Source organism: Ruicaihuangia caeni, assembly GCF_029952955.1.
GTDB classification, from domain to species: Bacteria; Actinomycetota; Actinomycetes; order Actinomycetales; family Microbacteriaceae; genus Ruicaihuangia; species Ruicaihuangia caeni.
The window spans coordinates 213,838-225,715 of record NZ_JASATX010000002.1 but is presented as its reverse complement, the minus strand read 5'-3'; the positions used below and the strand labels follow the sequence as shown (position 1 = coordinate 225,715).

7 protein-coding genes are annotated in these 11,878 nt (G+C 69.8%); all 7 read right to left on the bottom strand.

Going from position 1 to position 11,878, the window contains the following annotated elements:
* Window positions 1-96: 96 nt before the first annotated feature.
* The 7 genes from QF206_RS06125 to QF206_RS06095 all read right to left on the bottom strand — a co-directional run bounded on the left by QF206_RS06125 (window position 97) and on the right by QF206_RS06095 (window position 11,648).
* Window positions 97-6,342: an Ig-like domain-containing protein gene (locus tag QF206_RS06125; RefSeq protein ID WP_281488329.1), complete on the bottom strand. Its 6,246-nt coding sequence runs from the start codon at window positions 6,340-6,342 to the stop codon at window positions 97-99.
* On the bottom strand, window positions 6,342-7,475 hold the full coding sequence (locus QF206_RS06120; protein WP_281488328.1) for a serine/threonine-protein kinase: 1,134 nt from the start codon (window positions 7,473-7,475) through the stop codon (window positions 6,342-6,344). Before QF206_RS06120 ends, QF206_RS06125 begins: the two co-directional genes overlap by 1 nt.
* A gap of 218 nt (window positions 7,476-7,693) precedes the next feature.
* Entirely contained in the window at window positions 7,694-8,590 is an 897-nt protein-coding gene (locus tag QF206_RS06115) for a hypothetical protein (RefSeq protein ID WP_281488327.1), read from the bottom strand.
* Window positions 8,587-9,240 carry a hypothetical protein gene (locus QF206_RS06110; RefSeq protein WP_281488326.1) on the bottom strand — a complete coding sequence of 218 codons (654 nt, stop codon included), beginning with the start codon at window positions 9,238-9,240 and terminating at the stop codon, window positions 8,587-8,589. The genes QF206_RS06115 and QF206_RS06110 overlap by 4 nt, the downstream gene beginning before the upstream one ends.
* Window positions 9,237-9,869, bottom strand: a complete 633-nt coding sequence (locus QF206_RS06105; protein ID WP_281488325.1) for a hypothetical protein — start codon at window positions 9,867-9,869, stop codon at window positions 9,237-9,239. The genes QF206_RS06110 and QF206_RS06105 overlap by 4 nt, the downstream gene beginning before the upstream one ends.
* Entirely contained in the window at window positions 9,866-11,182 is a 1,317-nt protein-coding gene (locus tag QF206_RS06100; protein ID WP_281488324.1) for a hypothetical protein, read from the bottom strand. The genes QF206_RS06105 and QF206_RS06100 overlap by 4 nt, the downstream gene beginning before the upstream one ends.
* Window positions 11,183-11,321: 139 nt before the next feature.
* Window positions 11,322-11,648 carry a hypothetical protein gene (locus tag QF206_RS06095; RefSeq protein ID WP_281488323.1) on the bottom strand — a complete coding sequence of 109 codons (327 nt, stop codon included), beginning with the start codon at window positions 11,646-11,648 and terminating at the stop codon, window positions 11,322-11,324.
* Window positions 11,649-11,878 lie beyond the last annotated feature (230 nt).

Below are 11,878 nucleotides of genomic sequence, written 5' to 3'. Positions count from 1 at the left end.
GTGATGGTCATCGTGTGGGTGCTTTCTCGGTGGGATGGGCGATGCGGGTGCATGCCGTCAGGAGGTGAGAGGCGACGGGCGGGCCGGCCATGGAGGTCATGGTGCGCATGCGACCTCCGCTGCGATCGTGCCAGCCTTGTCATCGAGGCCCTGAACAGCGGCTGCGGTCCAGGCCAGGTTCCACTGGACGTTCCGCACTCGCGTGGCGCCCGCGGGCCAGGTCGACGCGTCGGTTCCCGCGACCCACGCTCCGCCGCCCTCGGCGTCGGGCACGTACGCCTCGAACGCGGTGAGGGTCGCGGCCGCGAGCGATGCCTCGCCGCCCGTGAGACTCAGGGCGATGCCGGCTGGGGCGCTGACGCGACAGGTGACGTCGACCTGCGGCATCCGCACCTGCCATGCGCGGTCCGCCTGCACGGGGGTGACGGCCGACGTCGGCCCGCAGCGGGTGAGGTCGCCTTCGAGGCAGTATTTGACGCGGATGCCGGGGTCACGACCCCAGACGGTCGAGCCGCCGTCGTAGTTCTCGAAGACCGCGTCGAAGCCCTGCGGCGGCGCGGTCGCTGCGGTCGGTTGATCGATGGTGTACCGGTCGCCTCGATCGGTCACGGTGTACCGGTACGTGCTGTCTCCCGGCGCGGGCGGCGCCACCCACGTCGTTGCGGTGCCGAGCGTCTGCTGCGCGACGCCGTACCCGTTCGAGTAGCAGGCGATCACCGTGTAGCTGCGGTGCTTCGCCAGCGACCCGATCGTTGGCGAGGTCGAGACCTGCCCGGCTGCCGTCGCCTGCAGCCCGGTCCCATCGCGCCCGACCGTGCAACTGGCGATCCCCGATTGCGTGGCGATGTAGCGCACCTCGTCGGGCCGGTCGCTGCTGTTGCGACCGAAGGTCACACCTCGAACCGTGATCGAGTTCTCGGTGGTCGAGAACGAGACCCCCGCGGCGTCGATCAGGGGCGATCCGACTGCCCGTACGGTGACGGTCGCGGTCGACGCCGATGGTGCACGCCCCGGCGGCAGGGGAAAGTCGCTCAGTGGCGTCACCGTCAGCTCGTGCGAGCCGGGCGCGAGGGTGAAGCGCACGGTCGTCTCGCCGCGGCGCTCGGCGCGCACTTCGGCAGGGGCGCCCGCCGCACCACTGATGGCGTAGCGGTCAGCGCGCGGCTCCGATTGGGCGATCCTGAGCTCGACCGAGCCCGACGACGCCGTGGTCGCCGAGGAGTCGTAGCGGGATTCGGCAGCGACTGCGCCGACCGTGGGTGCGACATACGTCCAGGCTTCGATCGCGCCCGTCGCCTGCGACTCACCGATCGCGTTCACGGCGCGGGCCGTGTAGCGCTGCCTGTTGTCGTACCGCTCGCCGGGAATCGGGTCGCAATTGCCCGAGGTGCTGCAGGTGCCCACCTGACGCGATCCGTTGTAGAGCGCGAAGCCCTGCAGAGCCGGGTACGCGGCAGACGCTTCGCCCGGCGCGACAGCGAGTGTGACGGTCGAGGCATCGAACCCGACCTGGCTGACGGATGCCGGTGCCTTCGGGTAGCCGAGCAGGTCGACTGTGACCGAGCCGTTCCGCTCGCCGGCGCTCACCTTGCCCTGCGCGTCGCGCACGACGAACGACGTCTCGCAGGTCGCGCCCGGGGCTCCCGGCATCCATGTCGCCTTCACCCGGCGGCTGTCGGCGACCGAGAAGGTGACGCCGGGGCATGTGCCGGGTTCCACCGACGCGAGCTGCAGCGGTGTCGAGCGGTAGAGGTTCGCCTCGCCCGGGGCGCCGATGACGTCGATGAGGCAACTCGTGCCCTCCGAGGCCCTGCACTCACGGGCAGTCGTCCCGCCCTTGGGGAGCTCTGTGGGTGCCGGCCCGACCTTGAGCGTGATGAGTGCGGGCGCCGCGGCCGGATGACTCGGCAGCCGCACCGCGACGGTGTTCTCACGACCGGGCGACGCGGTGTCGAGCGCCGAGAGCACGAGTGTCGCCCCGCGCTGCTCGACAGTGAACTGGTCGCCCGAGTACTCGGCGATGAACCGCAGCGATTGCCAGTCCTCGCGTCCGTTCCACTCCACCATCTGCCGCAGGTCGTACTCGATCGGGGTTGCGGCGGGGCTGTGCGTGAGCGACGCGGGTCGAAGCTCGGGCTGCGGCTCGGGCGGGACGACCGTGAGCGGCACGACCAGGTCGGTGTACTCGGTCTGTCCGTTGAGCCGCACCGGCACCGTGCAGCTGTCGCTCCAGGGAGCGCCTTGGCCGGCTCGGTACTCCACACGCGTGCCGCTGCTCCCCGCACACCTCGCACCGGCTCGCTGCCCTGACGGGCGCACGCCGTCGCGCGCGAGCTCTAGCCGCTCGCCAGCCGGGTAGGCGACGAGGTCGGCCATGTCGAAGACGAGCGATTCGCCCTCGTCGACCGTGAGCGGGGCGAAGTCTGACTTGAGCGCCAGCACGATCTCCGAGGTGGCGGCGATGCGCAGGAACCCGTACGTCGTCATTTCGGTGCCGTCGAAGGCCGTGCCGGTGACGGCGAACGGCAGCAGCAGGCCTTCGTCCGGTGCGGTGCCGCTGATTCGCCAGCCGTCGACTGCGACACCGGCCGCGTCGCCCGCGGCGGTGTCGAGCACTCGCAGTCGCAGTTCGGTCAGGTCACCCGCCGACCACGACACCTTGCCGCTCACGACATCGATGCCGCTAGCGAAATCGCCTCGCTGCTCGAAGGAGACCACCGTGTCGGCCACGATCGGGTACTGGGGCACCGCCTCACGCACCGCGCGCAGCACGATGAGCCCAGCAGCCACATCGCCCCGCTCGTTCTCGGCGGTGTAGACGAAACTGCGGATGCCGGGCGTCTCGCCCGCGAGCAGCTCGACGCGGCCGTCGTCGATCACCCCGAGTTGCGCGAGCGCCTGCTGATACTCGTCGGTGCCCATCGCCGCGTCTGGGACGACGCTGAGCAGCGTGAGCTCTCCACCCGTCGGGTCGAGGTCGTTCGCCGTGGGCTCGACGACGACCCGGTTGCCCTCGCCCGCAACGACTTCGTAGTAGTCGCTGAATGTGACCGGGCTCGGGTCGGATTGCTCGTCGAGCACGCCGATGCGGGCGATGGCCACGCCGGTCGCCCCGTGCCGGTCGCGCACCCGGTACTCGAACTGCACCTCGCCGCGCTGGCCCCGCACGCTCGTGTACCTGATCGAGGTCGCGGTTGGAGAGATGGTGGCTGTGCCGGCATCCGGCTGGGAGACGATGCGATCGAGCTTCACCGAGTCGCCGTCGGGGTCGACGCCGAACGCCGAGAACGGCAGCTCGACGGTCTCGCCGGCCAGCACTCGGCCGACGAGCGTGCGCGGCCGTGGTGCGCGGTTCTCGCCATGCGGCAGCACCGTCACGGTGACATCGGCGGTGTCGGCGAGGTGCGGGGCTCCGGCGACCGAGACGCCGTATCGCAAGGTGTAGGTGCCGGGCTCGGAAGGGGCCAGGTACCGCAGCGTCTCGCCCGCGGCGAAGGCGAGCCCCGCCGATTCCGGATCGCCCGAGCCACTGCTGCCGGAACCGTCTGCCCCGACGCGCTCGATCGACTCGGGGTGCAGCACCAGCACGTTTCCGTCGGGCGCGACGTCATTCGCGAGCACTCGGATATCGACCTGGGCACCCGCACGCACGGTGACGGCGTCTTCGACCGCGATGGGGGCCTGTGGCACCGGAGCCGGCAGCAGCACGACGGTCGCCTCGCCCTCAGTCGTGAACGCTGCGTCACCTGACCCGTCGGAGACGGTATAGCGCACGACGCCGAGCAGCCCCGGCTGACCGTCGGCGGTGCTGCCTCGCACGCGCAGCATCGCTTGGCCGACCACGTCGACATCGAGGGACGCCCCGGACGCGGTTTCGGTGACCGCCTGGCTGAGCAGCAGCACGCGCCCGGCGGGGTTCGACACTGCGGAGAACACATCGACGCTCGTGTCGGTCTTCGGGCGCACGAAGACGGTGACGGGCGCCGTCGTAAGGGCACCGGCATCCGCATCGACCGTGATCCGGGCCTGCGCGACCAGTTCGCTCACGCCGTCGCCGACCACGTAGCTCACCAGGTACGAGCCTGGTTCGCGGGCGGTGAAGTCGAAGGTGCGGCTGCCCCTGTTGACGGTGACGGATGCCGCCGCGGCAGCGCTGTCGGGCACGCTCGCGGAAGCGATCGCCACCGGACCGGACTCTCCGCTGATGTGGGGCATGGGGTCGACGGTGAGGGTGCGACCGACCACCGAGGCGAGGGCGAAGGGCTCGGCCGTCAGCTCGGGCACCGGGCTCACCTGCATCACGAGCGGCCGCTCGGCGATCGCTCCTCGCGAGTCGGACACCCGCACGACGATGGTCACCGAGATCGGGTCGGATGCCGAAGGGTCAGGATGCTGATAGACGACGCGCCCATCCGGGGTCGTCGTCACCGATCCGACCCCGCTCTGGTTCACCGCGGAGTGCAGGTACACCGGGTCGCCGTCGGGGTCGACCCAGCCGTGCAGTACGGGCACGCGCACGGTGCCCCCCGCGCGGAGTTGCGGCTCAGGCCAGTCGAGCAGGCACTCCGCGACTCCCGCCGCACCCGATGCCTCGGCCGATGCGCTGTCGACTCCGCACCACTGCGGAGCGCCGTTCTCCTCGTCGCCGCGCGCGTGCACCGTGACAGTGGCCGGCTCCGATCGAAGCCCATCGGCGCGCGTGCCGTCGGTGACGGCGTAGCTGAACGTCGCACTCCCCTGAGCGCCTGGCGCGAGCCTGAGCGCCACAGCCTGCTGGTCGGCCACGAGGCTCACTTCGCCGAACTCGGCGGGCAATCGGGTGAGCGAGTCGGCGGCGATGGTGAGCACATCGCCGTTGGCGTCGTGATCGTTGAGGAGGACCGGTAGCAGCGTCAGGCGCCCCGGTCGCGCCCCGAAGACATCGGGCTCCGCGACGGGCGGTCGCGGATCGGTGATCTCGGCGACCTGCTCGGCGTCGTCGGCGCGCTCCTCACGCTGATCGCTGTCGAGCGACCAGCGCTGCGAACCGGCGACGAGCCTTCCGTCTGGAACGGTCCAAGTCCAGCCGGAGCGCACATCGTTGAGCACAACGGTGCCGCCGTTCCGCTGGAACACCGGCGTCGGCTCGAGGGGCGGGGTGGCACCCGCGTAGTCGAGCCGCCGTTCGGCTCCCGTTCCACCCTCGCTCGCACTGGGCCGGCCTTGGGTGTCGCCTGTGCTCGGGCCGGCGACGCTCGACCAGAGGACGCCGCCGGCGCCTGCCATGGGCAGCCATGCCGCATACCGCTCGGCCCCGACCACGATGGGGGAAGCAGGCGCGCCCAGGCGCCCAGCGCCGCCGAACACGGTCGCCAGGGTGCCGCTGTCGAGTTGCACTTCGAGGAGCGAGGCGGTGTCGGCGACAAGCGCCCGTGCACGATCGGGCGACGCGTCTTGCAGCATCGCCCCGACGCCGAGGCCGGTCTCGATCGGTTGAGGCAACGTCGACACCCACAGCCTGGCGGTCGCACTGTCGAGCAGCAACCACCGGTCGCCCGCTACAGAGAGCTGCAGGCCGCTCTGGCCCGTCGGGCCTGCGGCACCTCCGTCGTCCGTGCCTTCAGCCGCGTCGGACCCGGGGATCGCCCCCGGAGCGTCGGGCACCGCGTGCTCGGCGACGACCCGCTCCTCGGCGATGTCGTACTCGAGCACGGCGCCGGAACCGGGCGAGTAGCTGAACAGCCTGCCGTTCTCGGTCACGGCGATCGCTGCGGCGCGGTACTGCTCCGTCGGCTGCTGCGGGTCGTCGGTGGCCGCGATCCCTGCGCCCGGGTCGACGGATGCCGCAGCATCCGCCGATCCATCGATGCGGCCGGCGAAGACCTGACCCTCAGCAGTGAGGTATCCGATCCATTCGCCCTCGGCGCTGATGGACGTCGTGCCGGACGGTGTGCCGGCGAAGGCGGCGTCGTCGTCGTTGAGATCGGCCGGCCTGGCCGGATCGATGCGCGCCACGCGTTCGTTGTTCTGTGCGAAGAGCAGCGCCGCATCGGCATGCTGGGCGAGCGCTGTCGGCCGTGGCGCCGTCTTCACCGCATCGAGCTCGCCGAGCGTCGTGTTGACTCGCGCGTAGCGGTTGCCGTCACCGCTCTGCAGCACCCACACGCTGCCGTCTTCGAGCGGGGTCTTCTTCACGTCGTAGCCGGTCGCGAACACCGCTGCGCCCGTGGCGACGAGCACGGCTGTGGCGGCGGCGACCGGCGCGGTGAGGCGGTGTCGCAGGAGCCGACCGAGGGCACCGCGGCGGGGAGGGGCGCCGCCCAGACGAGCTCCGCCCCCAGGCGGAAGACGGTCTCCGGGCATCATCCGCCCCCGGTGACGAGGGCAATGCCGGTGCCGACCGCTCCCGCGAGCAGCAGCCCGGCTGCGGCGTAGCCCGCCACCATCGCGCGTCGGCGTCGGCCACTGCGACCGGGCTCACCGCCGGTGCCGCTCTCGTGGACGTCTCCGCGATCACGCCGCGCCGACGCCCGCTGCGACCGGGGCCGTCGCGCCGAATCGACTTCGACCTCGGAGATGGTCGCGCCGCGCATCACGGTGTCATCGAAATCGATGGGTGCCGCGGTCGCAGCCCACTGCTCGGATGCGATCTCGAGAGGAGTCGGTGCGATGCCGAGCTCGTACTGCACGAGCTGCAGGGCGTGCGCGACCTCCAACATGCTTCCGGGCCGGGCTGCTGGGTCTCGCTGAAGCATCCGGCGCAGCAGGGCGTCGAGCGACTCGGGGACAGCGGCCCCGTCGATCGGTTGGTACCGCGCGCGGAGGATGCGCGCCCGAAGCTGATCGCGCGACAGCTTGACCCCGGGGGCTTCGAATGGAGTCCGCCCGGCGATGAGCGAGTACAGGGTCGCCCCGAAACCCCAGACCTCGCTCGCGACGGTGCCGCTCGTGCGCTCGTCGACGACCTCTGGTGCGCTCCACGGGAGCGACATGGCGATGAGCTGCTCCGATCGCCCGCCGGCGAGCGAAGTGGCGATGCCGAAGTCGGCGAGCACAGGGGCGCCGAACTCGGTGGTGAGGATATTCGACGGCTTGATATCGCGGTGCAGCAGCCCGGCCCGGTGAGCGGTCTCGAGCGCGCTCGCGATCTTCACGCCGAGATGCAGCGCGGCAGCCGGCGGCATCCGTTCCTGGCGGTACCGGGCTGCGGCGGAACCAGGGCAGTACTCCATGACCAGGTACGGACGACCGTCGGCTGAGATGCTCGCCGCGTGCACCGTGACGATCGAGGGGTGAGCGCTGAGCCGCGCCATCACATCCGCCTCGGAGTTGAACATGCGGATGACGTCGTCATCGACCACTTCGCGCAACAGCACCTTGACCGCGACCGATCGCCTGGGCATGTTCTGCTCGAACAGGAACACGTCGGCGAAGCCGCCGGTGCCGAGCGGCCGCACGTAGCTGAAGCCGGAGAGCACGGGCGGCGCCGACGGCATACGACTCGCCACGAGACCCCCCGGAAATACTCGTCGACCGTCTGCGGTGTGCGTTGCGCTTCGATGCCACTCGAGCGCCGGCACGGGCGCTGATCGCGCGCTGACTGCGTGGCGAATCGGCCTTGTTCGAGCCTAACTTTCGCTGCCTGAGGCGGCAGGGGGAGGTGGAGAGCGCCGGTCCCCCAATGCGGGGTACAGGCGTGCGCCGTGCCAGATGCTCAGGCGACGGACTCGGCGTAACCGAGCTCGGCGCCGGAGCGCCACGAGTTGAGCGCGACGATCGCGGCAGCGACGGTCGAGAGCACCGCGACGAGGGCGAACACGAGCACGGCGGTGTCGTCGAGCGGCTGACCCGAGGCATCCGCGTCGCGCCAGAGCAACGGGAGCGCACCTGCGAACCCGAGCCCAGCGAAGCCCAGCCAGCTCTCGGCTCGGAATTGCGCCGAGACGAGCCGCCAGAATCGCTGAGCGGATGCCGGTCGATCGGGCGTAGCGTGCTGACGCGGCGAACGGTCCGGCGCGAACAGGGCGTATCCGAGCTTCTTCAGCAGCGATGCCAGCATGACGCCGAGTGATCCGGCTGCGACGAAGCCGTAGAACGCGGAGAGCACCCAGAAGTCGTCGGAGGCGTCGGCCACCCACGCCGCCGGCCCGTCGTCGGCGAGCGCGCCCAGCACCGGCGCGAGCACGATGAGCGACCACACGCCGACCGGCACGATGAGCCCGACGAGGTGCACGGTCAGCGGAACCGGACGCAACTCGAACGACACCGAGCCGCCTTCGAAGAAGCCTCGCTCGAGGTGCAGTTGCCACGCGGCCCGACGGAACATGATGCCGAGAAACAGCAGCACTCCGCCCAGCAGGAAGAGCACGCCGGGCAGTGCGATGGCGTTGTTGAGGAGCTTCGACGCATCGCCGGTGGTGAGCGCATCGCCTCGGAGTCCGGCGAATGCCGCGATGATGAGGGCCACCGTTCCGAGTGCCAGCAGTGCGATCCCACCCCAAATGAACGGGCCTGGCTTCGGCAGGGTCGCGGCACCGCTTCCCTGCTTGCGACGTTGCGCCTGCTTCGACCTTGCCGCGATCTGCTCGCGACGGCGCTTGGCCTCGCTCATCGTTCGACCGGTTCGGGCTCGGCTTCGGGCGCGGCGTTTCGGCCGGGCGCTGAACTGGGGGCGGCATCCGCTCGGTACCAGCGGATCGAGTCGACGATGGCGTCGAAGAGCGCCACGAGCAGTTCTGGGTCGCACTCGACCGGCACATCGGCGACCAGCTGCAGCAATTGCGTGCCGTCGGCAGTGGGCAGCAGGTACTCGAGCTTGAGGTCGGGCACGGGCTCCGAGCCGGGGCGCAATTGCACCGAACGCCAGGTGCGCGCAGTCGGGCCGGGCTCGAGTTCGAGCACCTCGGCGCCCGGCAGTTGCTTGCGCAGGGCATCGCTCACCCGGTCGTCGGGTGAGACGGCATCCGACCACGGGACGAACTTCATGATCATGGATGCCGGGAACGGCACATCGGGGAGGATCTCGAGCGACAGTGCCAGCTGCATCGCACCGTCGGCGCGGGCCCGCTGCACGACGTCGCGCAACTGATCGCGAGCCTGTCTCCGCGCTGTGGCGAGACGATCGTCGCGGCCGACCCGTTGCTTCACGAGCGCGACGACCGCGCGATCGGCCGCCTCGGCATCGTGGAGGGGAATGCTCGCCCACGTGCCGGGCAGCACGATCGTGAAATCGGCTTGCCCCACCGTCACCGCTCGCGTCATTCGAGCGCCCCGAGCCGGAAGGTCACCGTGTCGACGATCGCCTGCGTCTCGGCGCGCATATCGCCGAACGTCGCGAGGTCGGAGACGGTGAACGTGAAGTGAAGCATGTCTGAGGCGCCGTCGGGAAAGACGCCGAAGACCGTGCGCTGCTCGAGATGCCCTTCCGCCTGACCGGGCTCGAGGTATTCGAGGCGCTGCAGCATGCCCACCACCTCGCGATCATCACCGCGCAGGCGCCAGAAGTCGGCCTCGCGCGAACGCGTGCCGAGCGGCATGGTCTCGACCGACTCGGCGAGCGCACGCTCCAGCTCGTCAGGCCCGTCATCCGGTTCGAGTTCGAGCTGCTGCACCGTGATGAGGCACCCGATCGTCATGGTGAACTGCGCTCGCACCGAAACGACGGCCGTGAACAGCGGGTTCGCGCGGCTCAGCAGCCGGTCGCGGAGCTCGGCGAGCGACTCGATGATCTGGCCTGTGGCCCCGGCATCCGCCCGCTCGCGCACATCGTCGATGACCGCGCGCGCCCAGCGCTCGGAGTCAAGGTCGTCGTGACCGAACAGCGGGATCGGGTAATAGTCCTCCGGCACATCGAAGTCGAAGTCGAGGATCTCGAGGCGGCCGGGGGTCACCGTTCTCTGATCCGGTTCTCGATGCCGACGCTGATGTCCTTGAGGATCGAGTCGGGCTTGAGCGAGACCTCGAGCGGCGTGAGCGTATTGATGAGCGTCTGCCCTGTGCCGAGCACCTTGCGCCCGTCGATGATGGCGAGCGTGACCTGGCCGCCACGCGACAGCGACTTCCAGGCTTCGCCGGTGAGGTCGAGATCAAGCGTCTTCAGGCCCAGCGGGTTGCCGCGGAAGCTATGCCACCCCGTGGCGAAGCCGTCGGAGAAGCGGGCGCTGAACGTGCTGCCCTTGCCGAGGCCGAGCTTGAACGGGTTGAGGCCGTCGCTGAGGAAGGTCTTGAAGCTGTTGCCGTTCTTGAACAGGTTGCGGTACTCCCCGCTCTTGAAGGAGTTCTTCGACGCGCCGAACACCTTCTTGAAGGCCTTGGAGTTCAAGAAGTCATCGCCCTTCGTCATCACCTTGTTCATGGCGTTGAACTTCGCCAGCTTGCCGAAGTAGCTGAAGATCTTGCCGCCGAACGCCGCGAGCACGAGACCGACAGCGGCGAACACGACATCCATGATGCCGCCTTCGCCACGGGTGAGCTTCACCACCGCGTCGATCATGGCCATGATCGCGCCGAGGATCGCGAGCCCCACGAGCACCGCCCCGAGGATCGGCACCCACGAGAGGAAGATCGCGAGCACACCGGCGATCTCGCAGATGATCTTGAGCACATCGCGGATCTTGCCGATGTCGTCCCACCAGCTGTCGTTGAGCTGATCGCCGACCTTGCCGTTCACGACATCGTTGATGTCTCGGCTCGCCGCTTGAGCTGCGCTGTCCTTGTCGCGCTTCGCGGCGTGCCACTTCTGCAGAGCGGTCGTGACAGCGCTGCGCTTCCGGCTGACATCATCGGCGGCGTTCTGTGCGGCGGTCTTGGCCGCGGCATCCGCTTCGGGGTCATCGGCGGCGCGGTCGGCGCGGCGCTGAGCGGCTTCGGCCGTGTCGAGCGCGGAGCGAGCGGCACTGATCTCAGCGATGGCCGCATCGGCGTCGTCTTGCGCGTGCTTGAGCTTGCTCGAGTAGTCGAGCAGCGCAGTGGCAGTGAGGGCGTAGCGCTGCTGAGCCTTGCCGATATCGCGCGATACGTCGCTCAGCGACCCACGGAGCGCCTCGATCGCCTTGCTGCGCTGGTCGTCGGCATCCGCGAGGCGGTCGAGCGTGTTGAGGGACCGCGTGATCGCGTGACCGATCTCCTGGTAGTGCTGCGCCTTGGTGCGCACGAGGGCAGCGTCGCCGGTCAGCGGCTGCCCCTCGTAGTCTCTGTTGCTCACTCCCCCGCCTCTCGTTCGCCCCTGGCGACCTGATCCATTCTCGCCGCGGTGCCTCGGCGGCGCTCACGTCTTGCGTGTCTCGCTGCTGCGTCGAGGCCGCGTGTCATGCCGCTGCCCGCGCCGTCGTCTTCGATGTCGATCACGCCGGCACGGCGCTTGGGGCGTTGGCCGCGGTCTCGGCTGCTGCTTCCTCGAGCGCCCGCACGAGCTCCTGGTCGACGGCATCCAGGTTCTCGCGGATCGCCTTCACCTGCTCATAGAGCGCCTTGACCTGCTCGGTCATGTTCTTCCGCCGGTCGTTCCACTTCCGCGAGAACTCGCGCACACGATCCTCGAGGCCGTCATCGCCGACGGCAGCAGCGACCGAGGCGCTGAAGTCATCGGCGTTCTCGTACTCAGTGGCGATCGCGAGCAGGTCGTCCTCGAGCTGCTGCAACAGGGCGGTCTGCACCTGCAGGTCTGCCATGTGGTCCCCCTGGTGTTGTCTGAGCTGTTCAGTGGTGCGCGGTTGTGGTGGTGCGGTCGGTGGGTGGTGCGGTCGGTGATGCGGCGGCCGTTGGTGCGGTCGGTGGGCGGTGCGCGGTCGTGCCGCGTTCTGTCGTGCGGCGCCGGTGCCGGAGGCTGCGGGCCGGCGCCGGCAGCGGGTGCGTTGCCGCCGAGCGGATGCAGCACGGTCGGTCGGCGGATGCGTGCGGC